General features: G+C 71.0%; 13 protein-coding genes. 5 read left to right on the top strand and 8 right to left on the bottom strand.

From position 1 onward, the window contains the following. The first annotated feature begins 80 nt into the window (after positions 1-80). Positions 81-1,454, top strand: a complete 1,374-nt coding sequence (locus tag QU602_RS03315) for an ATP-binding protein (protein ID WP_308798743.1) — start codon at positions 81-83, stop codon at positions 1,452-1,454. Positions 1,455-1,593: 139 nt separating this feature from the next. On the opposite strand, the gene aceB is transcribed toward QU602_RS03315, so the two are convergent. Both aceB and aceA read right to left on the bottom strand, forming a co-directional pair. Then, positions 1,594-3,276, bottom strand: coding sequence for a malate synthase A (aceB, locus tag QU602_RS03310; protein WP_373692966.1), 1,683 nt, complete (start codon positions 3,274-3,276; stop codon positions 1,594-1,596). A gap of 43 nt (positions 3,277-3,319) precedes the next feature. Beyond that, a complete protein-coding gene (aceA, locus tag QU602_RS03305; protein ID WP_308798741.1) occupies positions 3,320-4,627 on the bottom strand; it encodes an isocitrate lyase in 1,308 nt (435 codons plus the stop codon). Between the two features lie 219 nt (positions 4,628-4,846). Here aceA and QU602_RS03300 point away from each other — a divergent pair, with 219 nt between their 5' ends. Beyond that, complete coding sequence (locus tag QU602_RS03300; protein WP_308798740.1) at positions 4,847-5,734, top strand: aminoglycoside phosphotransferase family protein; 888 nt, start codon at positions 4,847-4,849, stop codon at positions 5,732-5,734. 24 nt (positions 5,735-5,758) lie between these two features. Here the strand turns inward: QU602_RS03300 and QU602_RS03295 are convergent, their stop codons facing one another. Further along, complete coding sequence (locus tag QU602_RS03295; protein ID WP_308798739.1) at positions 5,759-7,492, bottom strand: L-aspartate oxidase; 1,734 nt, start codon at positions 7,490-7,492, stop codon at positions 5,759-5,761. A 76-nt stretch (positions 7,493-7,568) separates the two neighbouring features. On the opposite strand from QU602_RS03295, the gene QU602_RS03290 reads away from it, so the two are divergent. Together QU602_RS03290 and QU602_RS03285 are read left to right on the top strand one after the other, a co-directional pair. After that, positions 7,569-8,534 carry a LysR family transcriptional regulator gene (locus QU602_RS03290; RefSeq protein WP_308798738.1) on the top strand — a complete coding sequence of 322 codons (966 nt, stop codon included), beginning with the start codon at positions 7,569-7,571 and terminating at the stop codon, positions 8,532-8,534. Between the two features lie 62 nt (positions 8,535-8,596). Beyond that, on the top strand, positions 8,597-9,553 hold the full coding sequence (locus tag QU602_RS03285; protein ID WP_308798737.1) for a TIGR03557 family F420-dependent LLM class oxidoreductase: 957 nt from the start codon (positions 8,597-8,599) through the stop codon (positions 9,551-9,553). Positions 9,554-9,639: 86 nt separating this feature from the next. On the opposite strand, the gene QU602_RS03280 is transcribed toward QU602_RS03285, so the two are convergent. Genes QU602_RS03280 through QU602_RS03270 form a run of 3 tightly spaced genes read right to left on the bottom strand, consistent with a single transcriptional unit; the run spans position 9,640 to position 11,425 of the window. Beyond that, positions 9,640-10,227, bottom strand: coding sequence for a DUF3618 domain-containing protein (locus QU602_RS03280; RefSeq protein ID WP_308798736.1), 588 nt, complete (start codon positions 10,225-10,227; stop codon positions 9,640-9,642). Next, entirely contained in the window at positions 10,224-10,658 is a 435-nt protein-coding gene (locus QU602_RS03275) for a phage holin family protein (protein ID WP_308798735.1), read from the bottom strand. The genes QU602_RS03280 and QU602_RS03275 overlap by 4 nt, the downstream gene beginning before the upstream one ends. Then, positions 10,658-11,425, bottom strand: a complete 768-nt coding sequence (locus QU602_RS03270; protein WP_308798734.1) for an ATP synthase subunit B family protein — start codon at positions 11,423-11,425, stop codon at positions 10,658-10,660. Before QU602_RS03270 ends, QU602_RS03275 begins: the two co-directional genes overlap by 1 nt. A gap of 263 nt (positions 11,426-11,688) precedes the next feature. Between QU602_RS03270 and QU602_RS03265 the strand changes: the two genes are divergently transcribed. Then, the gene (locus tag QU602_RS03265) at positions 11,689-13,191 is read left to right on the top strand and encodes a helix-turn-helix domain-containing protein (RefSeq protein WP_308798732.1); all 1,503 of its coding nucleotides are present in this window, start codon (positions 11,689-11,691) and stop codon (positions 13,189-13,191) included. On the opposite strand, the gene QU602_RS03260 is transcribed toward QU602_RS03265, so the two are convergent. After that, positions 13,192-13,665 (bottom strand): OsmC family protein, encoded by a 474-nt coding sequence (locus tag QU602_RS03260; protein WP_308798731.1) that lies wholly within the window; start codon positions 13,663-13,665, stop codon positions 13,192-13,194. Between the two features lie 79 nt (positions 13,666-13,744). Further along, positions 13,745-14,167, bottom strand: a complete 423-nt coding sequence (locus QU602_RS03255) for a YybH family protein (protein ID WP_308798730.1) — start codon at positions 14,165-14,167, stop codon at positions 13,745-13,747. Positions 14,168-14,224: the final 57 nt, after the last annotated feature.

The following is a 14,224-nucleotide window of genomic DNA, read 5'->3' as shown; positions in this document are numbered from 1 at the left end:
TCGGCGTGTCGCCCGGAATACCCGACGACTGGTCGCGCGGCCTCTTCCTCACCGGTCGACGACGATGCGAGGATCGGCGCATGGATTCCACGCTTCACGTCGTCGCGCGCAGCGAAGACGGCCGCTCGTTCACCGTCGACGACGCCGCAGGGACCACCCTCGTCGCCGGCTCGCTCGTGATCCTGCACGCGGAGGGCGCGCGGCAGCTCGCCATCGTCGAGGAACGCACCGGCACGCCGCCCGCGCTCCGCGGCCGGCTGCTCGGCGAGCTGGGCGACGGCACGCTGGACCTGCGCGCGAGCCACCCGTTCGGCTCGGCCACGCTCGAGGCCGTCGACCACGAGACCATCGAGATGTTGCACGAGTCGACGGGCGCGGTGCTCGAGGTCGGCATGAACCTGACCCCGCCCGGCGGGGCGGCCCGCCTGCTGCCGCTGCGCTTCAACCGGCACACCTTCTGGTGCGGGCAGAGCGGGTCGGGCAAGACGTACGCGCTCGGCGTGGTGCTCGAACAGGTCGTCGCGCACACCGCACTCCCGGTCGTGGTGTTCGACCCGAACTCGGACTTCGTGCGCCTCGGGGAGCTCAACCCCGGGGCATCCGGACCCACCGCCGAGGCGCTCGCCCAGCGCGACATCCGCGTGCTCCGGCCGCGCGACGACGCCTCGCCGCTCCGCGCACGGTTCCTCGACATGCCGCTGCCCTCGAAGGCGGCCGTGCTGAGACTCGACCCCGTCGCGAATCGTGCCGAGTTCAACCAGCTCGTGCACCTCGACCAGGAGGTCCTGCAGGCCGCCGATCTCATCGACGTGCTCGACCGGCTCAACCACCTCGAAGAGGGCAAGTCGCACCCGCTCGCCGAGCGCATCGAGAACCTCGGCATCCTCGAGTGGGAGGTCTGGGCGGGCCAGGACACCGCGGTGACCGACATCGTCGACCAGCGACCGGATGCCACGGTGCTCGACCTCGGCGGATTCTCGACGCCCGAACAACAGCTGGTGGTCGCGCTCGCGCTGCTCGACGACCTCTGGGCGAAGCGCGAGCAGCGACGCCCCGTCTTGCTCGTCATCGACGAGGCGCACAACCTCTGCTCGCCGAACCTCGATTCGCCGCTCGCGGTCGCCGTGCGCGAGCGGCTCATCCAGATCGCCGCCGAGGGGCGCAAGTTCGGGCTCTGGCTGCTGCTGTCGACACAGCGCCCCTCGAAGGTGCACTCGGGGATCCTCACGCAGTGCGACAACCTCGCACTCATGAAGATGAGCTCGCCCATCGACCTCGACGAGCTCGGCACGTCGTTCGGGTATGCGCCGCAGGCGCTGCTCGCACGATCGCCGTGGTTCCGCCAGGGCGAGGCGCTCTTCGCGGGCGGGTTCGTGCCGACGCCGTCGCTCGTGAAGATGCACGCCCGCCTCACGCCCGAGGGCGGCACCGATGTGGTGGTGCCGCTGCGCTGACCCCTCGTACTGGCCGCTGCGCTGACCCCTCGTACTGGCCGCGGAGCGACGCGGACCACGACCAGTCTCCGCGCCACTTTGTGCAGCGCCGCGCCATCAGTGCTGGCGCGGCCGCGCAGAAGTGGCGCGGAGCGCGGCGTCAGAGGAACCGGGCGTACGCCGGCAGGGTGAGGAACGTCGGGAACTCGGGCTCGAGCGCGACCGAACGGAACACCGAGATCGCGTCGTCGAAGCGGTCGCCGTCCCGACGCGGCAGTTCGGCGACGGCGGCCGCCATGAGCCGGACGATGCTCGACTGGTCGATGCGCGTGCCCTCGACGGTCTCGACGTTCTCGTGCAGCCACTGCCAGACCTGGGACCGCGCGATCTCAGCGGTCGCGGCGTCCTCCATGAGGTCGTCGATCGCCGCCGCGCCGACGCCGCGGAGCCAGGACTCGACGTAGCGGATCGCGATCGAGATGTTCGCCTGCACGCCCGCCTCGGTGATGTCGCCCCCGGCCGACGAGATGTCGAGCAGATCGGCAGCGGTCACATCGACGTCGTCGCGGACCCGGTCGAGCTGGTTGGGCCGACCGCCGAGCACGGCGTCGAACTCGGCGCGCGCCGTCGGGATCAGATCGGGGTGCGCGACCCAGGTGCCGTCGAAGCCGTCGCCCGCCTCCCGGCGCTTGTCTGCCGCGACCTGCGCGAGCGCGCGCTCCGTCACCTCGGGCTGCCGCCGGTTCGGGATGAACGCACTCATGCCGCCGATGGCATACGCACCCCTTCGGTGCGCGGTCGCGACGAGCAGCTCGGTGTACGCGCGCATGAACGGCACGGTCATGGTGATGTTCGTGCGGTCGGGCAGCACCCAGCGCCGGCCCCGGCAGCGGAAGGTCTTCACGATCGAGAAGATGTAATCCCAGCGGCCGGCGTTGAGGCCAGCGCAGTGGTCACGCAGCTCGTACAGGATCTCCTCCATCTGGAAGGCGGCCTGGATCGTCTCGATCAGCACCGTGGCCCGGATCGTGCCCTGCGGGATCCCGAGCTCGTCCTGGGCGAACACGAAGAGGTCGTTCCAGAGCCGTGCTTCGAGGTGCGACTCCAGCTTGGGCAGATAGAGGTACGGCCCGCGCCCGAGCTCGATCAGTCGTCGCGCGTTGTGGAAGAGGTACAGTCCCGCGTCGACGAGCGCGGCCGAGGCATGGAGCGCGCGCCCGCTGCGGTCGTGGAAGCGCAGGTGCTTCTCGGTGAGGTGCCAGCCGCGCGGCCGGAACACGATGGTCGGCGACTCCCGGATGTCTCGCGCCAGGCGGTACTCCCGACCATCGGGGCCCGTGTGCGTCAGCGATCCGCGCAGCGCGTCCGCGAGCGTGAGCTGCCCCTCGACGACGTTCGCCCAGGTCGGGCTCGTCGCATCCTCCTGGTCGGCCAACCACACCTTCGCGTCCGAGTTCAGGGCGTTGATCGCCATCTTGCGGTCGGTCGGGCCCGTGATCTCGACGCGCCGGTCCTCGAGGCCGGGGCCGGCGCCGGCCACCCGCCAGGTCGGATCCATCCGGATCCACTCCGTCTCGGGCAGGAACCTCGGATCGCGGCCGTTCGCCGCATCGACCCGCTGCTGCAGACGGGCCGCGAGCAGATCATGGCGCGTGCCGGCGAACCGGTCGTGCAGCGTCGCGAGGAACTCCAGCGCGGCCGGGCTCAGGATCTCGTCGTACCGCTCCGAGAACGCGGTGGGGTCGCCCGGCCGTGCGGTGATCTCGAGGTGCGGGGTCTCACGGCGGAAGCTCTCGGTGCGGCGCTCGTCCGAGGCATCCGTCCGTTCGATCGTGTCGATCATCATGCTCATCGTGCTCATCTCCTTCGTGCGTCGTGCTCGTGCTCTAGAACTGGGCTTCCTCGGTCGACCCGGCGAGCGCGAGGGTCGCGCTCGCCGGGTTGAGCGCGGTGGCGATGCGGTCGAAGTAGCCCGTGCCCACCTCGCGCTGGTGCCGGGTCGCCGTGTATCCGGATGCCTCGGACGCGAACTCCGCCTCCTGCAGCTCGACGTACGCGCTCATGCCGCGGGCGGCATAGTCCTGCGCGAGCGTGAACATGGAGTGGTTCAGCGCGTGGAATCCGGCCAGGGTGATGAACTGGAACGCGTACCCCATCGAGGCGAGCTCGCGCTGGAACCGCGCGATCGTCTCGTCGTCGAGGTGGCGCTTCCAGTTGAACGACGGCGAGCAGTTGTACGCGAGCCGCTTGCCGGGGAACTGCGCGTGCACCGCCTCGGCGAACCGGCGCGCAAGGTCGAGGTCGGGCTCGGCGGACTCGACCCACAGCAGGTCGGCGTACTCGGCGTACGCGAGCCCGCGGGCGATGACCGGCTCGAGGCCGTTCCGCACCTCGTAGAAGCCCTCGGCCGTGCGCTCACCCGTGAGGAACGGACGATCCCGCTCATCGTGGTCGCTGGTCAGCAGGGTCGCGGCCAGCGCATCGGTGCGGGCGATCACGATCGTGGGCACGCCCGAGACATCCGCCGCCAGCCGCGCCGCGTTCAGCGTGCGAATGTGCTGCCCCGTGGGCACCAGCACCTTGCCGCCCATGTGGCCGCACTTCTTCTCGCTCGCGAGCTGGTCCTCCCAGTGCACGCCCGCGGCGCCCGCCTCGATCATCTGCTGCATGAGCTCGTAGGCGTTCAGCGGGCCGCCGAAGCCGGCCTCGGCATCGGCCACGATGGGTGCCATCCAGTCGCGGTCGGCCTCGATCTGCCCGGCGCGGAGCAGCGCGTTGTTGATGCGGCGGACGACGGCCGGCACCGAGTTCGCGGGGTAGAGCGACTGGTCGGGATAGGTCTGGCCCGAGAGGTTCGCGTCCGCGGCGACCTGCCAGCCTGACAGGTAGACCGCCTCGAGGCCCGCGCGTACCTGCTGCACCGCCTGGTTGCCGGTGAGGGCGCCGAGCGCGGCGGCCCACCTGGGCTCGCTCTGCGGTTCGAACGCCGAGCCCGTGTTCTGCTGGAGCGTCTGCCAAAGGCGCTCCGCGCCGCGCCGCGCGAGGGTGCGCTCCTCGCGAACCGGGCCCCGGAGCGCGATGACGTCCTCGGCGGTGTAGTCGCGGCGGATGCCGCTCCAGCGCGGGTCCGCGTCCCATTCGAGCTGCAGTTCGACGGCCGTCTGCGTCTGGTCGCCGGGTCGGTTCGTGCGCATCGGAAGCTCCTCGTGTCATCGGCGGTGGGGCGTCCCTGCCGCCACCTGGTGCGACCCAGCCTCCGCCGCCCGCAGCACCCATGCGCCGGATCCGCTCGGAGAACTTTCCCCGGAGTTCTGCGCCGCGGAAAGACCAGACGTCCGTGGGCGCCGCCGGCGCCGTGCGACACGTCGGCGTGCACCTGGCCCCCGTCGCCCGGCCGGGCGTAGCGTGAGCGGATGGCGCGCATGCACGACGACGAGGTGGAGACCGACGCCGCACTCGTCGCTCGGCTCGTCGCCGGGCAGTTCCCCGAGTGGGACGGCCTGCCGATCGAACGGGTCGACTCGTACGGCGCCGACAACGCGATCTACCGCCTGGGCGGGCAGCACTCGGTGCGCCTGCCGCGCATCCACTGGGCGGTGGCGCCGCTGCGACGGGAGTTCGCCTGGCTGTCGCGCATCGCTGCGGCGCTGCCCGTCGACGTGCCCGTGCCCGTGGCGCTCGGGGCGCCCGCCGAGGGCTACGCGTGGCCGTGGACCGTCTGCCGGTGGCTCGAGGGCACGCACCCGTCGAGCGCGGATGCATCGGCTGACGACGTCGTGCTCGCGCGCGACCTCGCCGCGTTCGTCCTCGCGATGCGCGCCCTCGACCCGGCGAACGCGCCGAGCACCGCCTGGCCCCGGCCGTTGCACGACGAGGACGAGCTCGTGCGCACGAGCCTGGCACGACTCCCGGGTGTCGGAGCGGCGGCCGCAGCGATCTGGGACGCGGCGATGACCGCGACCCGCTTCGACGGCCCGCCGACCTGGATCCACGGCGACCTCACTCCGGCGAACCTGCTCCTGCGCGACGGTCGGCTGAGCGGCGTGCTCGACTTCGGCGCGATGGGCGTCGGCGATCCCGCGAGCGATCTCCGGGTCGCCTGGAATCTGCTCTCACCCGGAGCGCGCGAGGTGTTCCGGGATGCGGTCGACGCCGACGACGCGATGTGGGCCAGGGGCCGCGGCTGGGCACTGCTGCAGGCGCTCGCCCAGCTGTCGTACTTCGGCGACCGCAATCCGCGGCTCACGGCGAGCGCACGGCACGTGGTGGCGGCACTCGCCGAGGAGCATGAACGCGGCTGAGCCCCGGAGCGGGGGCGAGTGGCGCTACTCCACGAGCTTGCCGGCGACGGACACGTCGTGCATGAGCGCGGCGATCGCATCGGGGATCGGCGGGATCTCCTCGCGGGTCACGCCGGTCGAGGGCGACCAGACCAGGTTCACCTGCAACGACTCGTCGAGTTCGGGGTAGTCGCTGCGGTTGTGGCAGCCGCGGGTCTCCCGGCGCTCGAGCGCGGCCTCGAGCGTCGCCCGCGCGGCGAGCGCCGCCGACTTCAGATCGAACGCATGCGCCAGGTCTTGGAAGCCCGCGATGTCGGGATGGACGCCGATGTCCGCCATGCGCGCCTCGATCGCGTCGAGCTCGGCCAACCCTGCACGCAGGCCCGGCTCGTCGCGCACGACGCCGGCGTGTTCGGTCATCGTGTCGCGGATCGCGCGCTGGAGCGCGCGCACGTTCTCGGTTCCGGATGCCTCGAGCAGATCAGTGATCTCCGCACGCGCATCGGCGACGGCCGAGGCGGAGCGCTGCTGGACCGTGAGCGACCGTGAGTACTCCACGGCGGCCTGCCCGACGATCCGCCCGAACACCAGCAACTCGATGAGCGAGTTGCCGCCGAGCCGGTTCGCGCCGTGCAGCCCGGAGGATGCCTCGCCGATGGCGTAGAGGCCCGGGACATCCGTCGCGTGGTCCTCGGGCCGCACCCACACCCCGCCCATCGAATAGTGCGCCGTCGGCGCGATCTCGATGGGCTCCTTGGTGATGTCGAGCATCTGCAGCTCGAGCATCGTCTGGTACACGCGAGGGAGCCGGGTCATGATCGTCTCGCGCGGGAGGTGCGAGACATCCAGCCAGACACCGCCGTTCGGGGTGCCGCGACCCTCTTTGATCTCGGTGTAGCAGGCGAGCGCGACGCGGTCGCGGGTCGAGAGCTCGAGCCGCACGGGGTCGTACCTGTGCATGAAGCGCTCGCCGAGCCCGTTGCGCAGGATGCCGCCCTCACCGCGGGCCGCCTCGGAGATCAGCGTTCCGGCCGCGTTCTCGGGCTCGATGATGCCGCTGGGGTGGAACTGCACGAGCTCGGGGTCGCGCACGCGGCCACCGGCCTCGACGGCCAGGCGCCACGAGTCGCCCGTGTTCTCGTCCCGCCGCGACGAGGTGCGCCGCCAGATTCGGTTGTGCCCGCCCGCGGCGAGGATCACCGCGTCGGCGTGGATGAGGTACCGCGTGCCGTCCTCGAGGTCGAAACCGTACGCGCCGAACACCGCGCCGTCCTCATTGACGAGGATGCGCGTGACGTAGACCGTGTCGAGGATCGGGATCTGCAGCTGAGCCGCGCGATTGACCAGCGTGCGCTGGATCTCGAGACCTGTGTAGTCGCCGGCGAAGGCCGTGCGCCGGTAGGTGTGCGCCCCGAAGAACCGCTGCGAGATGCGCCCGTCCTCCTCGCGCGCGAAGGGCATGCCGTACCGCTCGAGATCCTCGATGCCGCGTGCCGCGCCCGACGTGACGATCTCGACCGTGTGCGGGTTCGCCAGCAGATAGCTCTCGGTGAGCGTGTCGGCGGCGTGCTGTTGCCAGCTGTCGTCGGCATCCATCGTGGCGAGGGCGGCGTTGATGCCGCCCGCGGCGAGGGAGGTGTGCGCGTCGGACTTGGGGCGCTTGCCGAGCGCGAGCACGTCGACGCCCGATTCGGCGAGTTCGATGGCGGCGCGGAGGCCCGAGCCACCCGTGCCGATCACGAGGACGGTGGTGGAAAGCTGACGCTCGGAAGTACTCACGGTTCCACGCTAGGCAGATGCGTTCGATTACTCCAATGCATCTTCTCGCTGACAACGATAGCGATAAGCTATCGACATGAATCTCGAGCAGTTGCGCGGCTTCGTCGAGGTCGCGCGGCTCGGCAACTTCACCCAGGCGGCCGACCTGCTGCATCTCGCGCAGCCGTCGCTGAGCCGCCAGATCGCCACCCTCGAACGCGACCTCGGAGCCGAGTTGTTCCAGCGGGCGCGGGGTGGCAGCACCCTCACCACCGCGGGCGAGTCGCTCCTCCCGCTGGCCCGGCGCATGCTCGCCGACGCGGACTCGGTGCGCCGCGAATTGGCCGAACTCGCGGGGCTCGAACGCGGACGCGTACGACTCGGCGCGACGCCGACCCTCTGTATCAGTCTCGTGGCCGAGGTGCTGAGCGCGTTCCACGCCGCCCACCCGGCGATCGAGCTGCACGTCTCCGAGCAGGGCTCGCGCCGGCTGCTCGACCAGCTCGCCGGCGGGGAGCTCGACCTGGCCCTGATCACGACCTCGAACGCCGCGTCCACCGCGCGGTTCACCGTCGCTCCCCTGCTCGTCGAGGAGCTCGTGGTGATCTCGTCGAGCAGCGCACCCCCCGTGACCGACCGCGAGGCCATTCGGCTCGCCGACGTCGCGCAGCTGCCGCAGGTCGTCTTCAGCTCCACCTACGATCTGCGCACCACGACGGATGCCGCGTTCGAGGCCGCGGGCCTCACCCCGGAGGTCGTGGTCGAAGGTGCCGAGATGGATGCCGTGCTGCGGTTCGTCGAGCGCGGCATCGGGGTCGCGATCGTCCCGGCGATGGTGCTCGTCGAGCGCCCCGGGCTGCGCGCCGTCCGGCTCGCCGAGCCGACGCTCACCCGCGAGATCAGCGTCGCGCGCACCGCCGACCTCGCGCCCCCGCCTGCCGTGCAGGTCATGCAGCAGACGATCGCGCGCACCGCCAGTTCACTGGCCGAACGCTCGGGCGCGACGATGCGGCTCGCCGAGGCGGCGTCGTACACGCGTGAGTCGAGACTCGCAACGGGCTGACGGATGCTCCGGGCGTTTCGTATCGTCGCCAGACACGATGCACGGCCCACGGAGGAGCAGTCATGACGAAGTACGGATACAAGCTCGCAGCGGAAGGGTTCGGCCCGGCCGAGCTGATCCGCCAAGCCCAGCTCGCAGAGCGGGCCGGGTTCGACTTCGTCGAGATCAGCGATCACTTCCACCCGTGGCTCGACGTGCAGGGGCACTCCCCGTTCGCCTGGACCGTGCTCGGCGCGATCGCCGCCACCACCGACCGCATCGGCCTCGCGACCGGCGTCACCTGCCCGACCGTGCGGTACCACCCGGCGATCATCGCGCAGGCCGCCGCGACCCTGGCGCTCGTCTCAGACGGGCGGTTCGCGCTCGGCATCGGCTCCGGCGAGCGCCTGAACGAGCACGTCGTCGGGCGCGGGTTCCCCTCGGCCGACGAACGCCAGGACATGCTGCGCGAGGCGCTCGAGATCATCCGCCTGCTCTGGCAGGGCGGCTATCAGTCCTACCGGGGCGAGTTCCTCGACCTCGAGGATGCCCGGGTGTTCGACCTGCCCGACGTGCTGCCGCAGATCATCGTCGCCGCGGGTGGTCCGCAGGCGGCGCGGATCGCGGCCGAACTCGGCGACGGGCTGTTCGGCACCGAGCCGAAGCCCGAGCTGTTCGACGCGTTCCGAGAGGCGGGCGGCGACGGGCCGGCCTACGGCGAGGTCGGGCTGGCCTGGGCGGAGAGCGAAGAGGCGGCCGTGAAGCACGCCTTCGAGACCGCACGCTGGTCGCTCACCGGCTGGAAGGTCATGGCCGAGCTGCCGAACCCGGCCAACTTCGAGGCATCCGCCGCCCTCGCCCGCGAAGAGGACATCGCCGAGGCGATGCCGTGCGGGCCTGATGCGGCAACGCACCTCGAAGCGATCCGGGAGTACGAGCGCGTCGGCTACGACCACGTCGTGCTCATGAACAACGGCCCCGACCCGGACGGGTTCATCGACTTCTTCGCGCGCGAGCTGAAGCCGGCGCTCGGCGCCTGAGACGTGCGATCGCACGATCACACGATCGCACGACGAGCGCGCGGGACCTTCCGGCCCCACGCGCTCGTCGGTTGGCGCGCAGCGCGTCAGCCCTGCTGCTTCGCGGCCCGCTGCGCCTCGTCCTTCACGTCCGAGGCCGCGGCCTTGCCCTCGTCGGCGACCGTGTGGGCCGCGTCGGTCGCCCGCTCCTTGACCGCCTCAGCGGCCTCCTTCGCGGGCTCCTTCAGGTTCTCGGCGGTCTCCTGAGCGACCTCCTTGACCTGATCGACCAGTGGTGCCGCCGCTTCCTTCGCCTTGTCGGCCGCCTGCTGCTCGACGCGCGTGGTCGGGATCAGCGACGCTGCCAGCCAGCCGACGCCGAAGGCGATGAGCCCCACGGCAACCGGGTTGCCGCGCGTCGCGGACGCCGCCTTGTGCGGAGCGTCCTTGACGGCGTCGCCGGCGTGATGGGCCGCGTCGCCGACGTGCGACATGGCGCCGTGTGCCGAGTCACCGGCGTCGTCGGCCGCGCCCATGACCTTCTCCTTGAGCGTGGTGAAGCCCTGGCGCACCCGCCGCGTCTTCCGGTCCACGATCTTGGACGGGTTCACCTTGTCGGCGAGCGCGTCCACGTCCTGGCCGAGGTCGGCCCTTGTGCGCTCGATGTCCTCGCGGATCTCGTCGGGGTTGCTCATCGGTTCTCCTCATTCCTCTTCAACGTTTCGGGGATCTCCTTGACGGTCTCGACGGTCTGCGGTGCGCCCTCGATCTCCTCGATCTCCTTCTTGCCGGTCATCGCGAGGACCGCTGCGACGATCCCCCAGATGGCGGCGACGACGAGCGCCGACCAGGCGTTGCCGATCAGGTACCCGAGCGCCCACCAGGCGGCGATCGACACGAAGACGAGCGCGAGCAGGCCGGCGACGCCGGCACCGCCGAAGAGCCCTGCGCCCTTTCCGGCCTTCTTCGCGGTCTCCTTCAGTTCGGCCTTCGCGAGCTCGACCTCCTGGCGGAACAGCGTCGACAGATCCCTGGAGACCTCCTGGAGCAGCTGCCCGAGCGACTCGCGCTCGGCCTGCCGTTCCGACGGGGTCTGCGGTTCGAATCCCGGTCTGTTGTCGGTCATCAGATCCCGCCCGCCCCCGGGGTCGGCCCGGTGCCGCCAACGGCGCCGCCCGGCACGGCCGGGTTGCCGATGGTCGTCGTCGCAGGAGGCTCCGTCGCGCGCGGCGGCGTGACCGGCCGGGCCGTCACGGGTGGCGCGGTCACCGGCCGCGGCCGCGTGGCCGTTCCGCCGGACGTCCCGGTCGAACCCGCGTACGTGCTCGCCTGCGGCGAGCCGCTCGCCGCGTGTGCAGCGCCCGAGTCACCCGAAGAGCTTGCCAGTGCGCGCGTCAGGCGACCGGCGACGAGGCCCGCTCCCGTCGCGACCGCGAGGAACACCCCTGGGCGTCGGCGCGCGAACCGCTTGACCTCCTCGAGCAGGTCCTTGGGGTCGCGCTGGTCGAGCCATTCGCCGACGTGGCCGACTCGGCGTCCAGCGTCGCGGACGAGATTCGCGGCCATGCCGGAGTCATCCGCGCTGTCCGCCATCTGCTCGAACTGCGAGCCGACATCGCGGATGCCGCTCGCGACCCGTGACTGCTGCTGCGCGGCCTGCCCGCGCAGCTCGTCGCCGACCTGGCCCACGAGCCGGCGCGCCTGCGTCTTGGTCTCGCTCGCCACGCCATGGGTCTCGTCCTTCGCGACGTCGACGACGTGCTTGCCGGCATCGCCGGCGTCCGAGGCCACGTTCTTGGCCTGCTCACGGAGGTCGGATGCCCCTCCACCGGAAGCGTCGCTCCCACTGGTGGCTCCTGAGCCGTAGGGATCGGATGAAAACGTATTCGTCATCGTGTGCTCACTTCCTGTCTCCGGCCGGTTCTCGGCACCGCGCTTGCAGGGGATCGTCCTGCCCGCGTCGGCGGAAGCGGATGCCTCGACCGGTTGGGGGGCTCACGCTAAGGAGCCGCTTCTCTCGCCTATAGACCCTTGCTATGCCCGGCACCGGCGCGTATAACCGCGAGGCGCCACCTACAAGCGGACGCCCGCGCTCGTATGTGAACTTCACGAGAAGTTCTGTTTGTCCCCGTGCGCGGTCCGTGTGACCATGAGGCATGTCCATCGTGGAACCACGCTCTCGTCCGACGCCGACCGGCGCCGCAGTGACTGGCGAGGCCGAGTCATCCGATGGCGTCGACGCACTGACCCTCGGCCGACGCATCCGCGACCGCCGCACCGCGATCGGCATGACGCTCGGCGCCCTCGCCGAGGCCGTCGACCGCGCACCGAGCCAGGTGTCGGCGATCGAGAACGGCAAGCGCGAGCCGCGCCTGTCCATGCTCCGCACCATCGCCGCCGCACTCGACACGACGGCCGACGAACTGCTCCGGCCGGATGCGCCGACGGAACGCGCAGCGCTCGAGATCGCCGTCGAGCGCGCGCAACGCGGCCCGGTGTTCGGCGCACTCGGGCTCGAGCCGTTCCGTCTGGCCAAGTCCATGAACGACCAGACGCTGCGCACGATCCTCGCGCTGCACCAGGAGATCGACCGGCTGCACCGCGAGCGTGCGGCCACACCCGAGGAGGCGCGGCGCACGAACGCGCAGCTGCGGGCGGAGATGCGCGCGCGCGACAACTTCTACCCCGAGCTCGAGGCGCAGGCCGCCGCGTTGCTCACGGCCGTCGGGCACACCGGCGGGCCGGTCTCGCACCAGCTGGTCGCCGACATGGCGAACCATCTCGGATACTCGTTGCACTATGTCGGCGACCTGCCGCACTCGACGCGCTCGGTCACCGACAAGCGGCACGGACGCATCTACCTGCCCACCGCGCCGACGTCGTCGCGCGATTCACGCTCGCCGATCCTGCAGGCGCTGGCGAGCCATGCCCTCGCGCACGAGGAGCCCAGAAACTACGGCGAATTTCTCCGGCAGCGCATTGAGACGAACTACCTCACGGCGGCGATCCTGCTGCCCGAGCAGGCGGCCGTGCGGTACCTGACAGAGGCGAAGAATCTGCGGCGCATCTCGATGGAGGAACTCCGCGATCATTTCGCCGTGACATACGAGACCGCCGCCCATCGATTCACGAACCTGGCGACCGCGCGACTCGGCATCCCGGTGCACTTCATGAAGGTGCACGAGTCGGGCACGATCATCAAGGCGTACGAGAACGACCGGGTGCGCTTCCCGTCGGACGCGCTCGGTGCGGTCGAGGGCACCACGGTGTGCCGCAACTGGACGGCGCGCACGGTCTTCGACGTGACCGACCGGTTCAGCCCCTGGTACCAGTACACGGACACGCCCTCGGGCACCTTCTGGTGCACCTCGCGCATCGAGAAGGCCAAGGAGGGCGAGTACTCGGTGTCGGTCGGGGTGCCGTTCGAGCACGTGAAGTGGTTCCGCGGGCGCGAGACCCAGCACCGTGCCGTGTCGCGCTGCCCTGACGAGTCCTGCTGCCGGCGCGCGCCGGAGGCGCTCGCCGAGCGGTGGTCGGATGCCTCGTGGCCCGCCGCGCGCACCCCCACGAGCCTGCTCGCGGCGCTCCCCACGGGCACCTTCCCGGGCGTCGACCAGACCGAGGTCTACGAGTTCCTCGAGGCGCACGCGCCCGACTGATCAGCCGGTGACGGCGACCGTTGCGTCGTGGCGGACCGGGAAGTTCACCGAGCGCGCGATGAAGCACACGTCGCCGACCTTCGCGTGCAGCGAGGCGGCGAGCGCGGGGTCGGTGCCCGCGGCCACCGTGACCCGCGGGCGCAGGGTGACCTCGCTGAAGCGACCGCCGCCGGCGGCGTCCTCGACCATGGTCCCGGTCGGAGCATCCTCGTAGCCGACGACCACGACGCCCGCGCTCGCGGCGAAGTGCAGGTACCAGAGCAGGTGGCACTGTGCAAGCGAGGCGACCAGCAGCTGTTCGGGGTTCCAACGCGAGGGGTCGCCGCGGAACGCGGGGTCGGACGAACCCGGGATCTGCGGTGCACCCGGTGCGGACACGACGTGGTCCCGCCGGTAGCTGCGATACGTCTTCGTGCCCTCGCCGTCATTGCCGGTCCAGCTCAGGGCGAGCTCGTAGTGGTGTTCGCGGGTCATCCCTCGATCATGCCGGAGACCTCGGACACGCAGGCGCGGTCAGGTGCGGTCAGGCGCGGTCAGACGCGGTCAGCCGCGGTCAGGCGCCGAGTCGAGGTCGGGCGGCCAGTGCCGGCGGATGGTCGCCGTGCCGATGCACGATGCACCACGCGTCGTCGATGCGGCGGTACACGTGCGTCACCCGAATGGTGAGCTCGGTCGGCTTGCCACCGTCGACGCGCAGCACGCCCCGTTCGAACCCGACCGTGAAGGCGACGTCCTCGCCGACGTGCACCGTCTCGTACTCGGGTACGAGGGTGCCGTCGCTGAAACGGCTCGCGACCCAGTCGAGCGTCGCCATGACGTCGCCGTGCCCCTGCTCGATGGTGCCGAACGCCCCGAACAACGTCACCCCGTCGTCGCGCGCCCAGCACTCCTGATACGGTCGCGCGTCGCCCGCACCCATCGCGGCCAACCCGGCCGCGGTGCGATCGAGCGCCCCCTCGAAACCATCAGCGATCATGCTTCTGGTCTACCAGGTGCCGGCCGGCACGCGGCGCGCAGCGCCCGCTCCGGACGA

This window comes from Agromyces protaetiae, assembly GCF_030866785.1.
Lineage (GTDB): Bacteria > Actinomycetota > Actinomycetes > Actinomycetales > Microbacteriaceae > Agromyces > Agromyces silvae.
This window is presented reverse-complemented; position numbering and strand designations above follow the sequence as displayed.

Bases quoted from the DNA above. Each gene is read 5' to 3' on its own strand.
- QU602_RS03315 (WP_308798743.1), top strand. From the start codon at position 81: ATGGATTCCACGCTTCACGTCGTCGCGCGCAGCGAAGACGGCCGCTCG.
- aceB (WP_373692966.1), bottom strand. From the start codon at position 3,276: ATGATCGACACGATCGAACGGACGGATGCCTCGGACGAGCGCCGCACC.
- aceA (WP_308798741.1), bottom strand. From the start codon at position 4,627: ATGCGCACGAACCGACCCGGCGACCAGACGCAGACGGCCGTCGAACTG.
- QU602_RS03300 (WP_308798740.1), top strand. From the start codon at position 4,847: ATGGCGCGCATGCACGACGACGAGGTGGAGACCGACGCCGCACTCGTC.
- QU602_RS03290 (WP_308798738.1), top strand. From the start codon at position 7,569: ATGAATCTCGAGCAGTTGCGCGGCTTCGTCGAGGTCGCGCGGCTCGGC.
- QU602_RS03285 (WP_308798737.1), top strand. From the start codon at position 8,597: ATGACGAAGTACGGATACAAGCTCGCAGCGGAAGGGTTCGGCCCGGCC.
- QU602_RS03280 (WP_308798736.1), bottom strand. From the start codon at position 10,227: ATGAGCAACCCCGACGAGATCCGCGAGGACATCGAGCGCACAAGGGCC.
- QU602_RS03275 (WP_308798735.1), bottom strand. From the start codon at position 10,658: ATGACCGACAACAGACCGGGATTCGAACCGCAGACCCCGTCGGAACGG.
- QU602_RS03270 (WP_308798734.1), bottom strand. From the start codon at position 11,425: ATGACGAATACGTTTTCATCCGATCCCTACGGCTCAGGAGCCACCAGT.
- QU602_RS03265 (WP_308798732.1), top strand. From the start codon at position 11,689: ATGTCCATCGTGGAACCACGCTCTCGTCCGACGCCGACCGGCGCCGCA.
- QU602_RS03260 (WP_308798731.1), bottom strand. From the start codon at position 13,665: ATGACCCGCGAACACCACTACGAGCTCGCCCTGAGCTGGACCGGCAAT.
- QU602_RS03255 (WP_308798730.1), bottom strand. From the start codon at position 14,167: ATGATCGCTGATGGTTTCGAGGGGGCGCTCGATCGCACCGCGGCCGGG.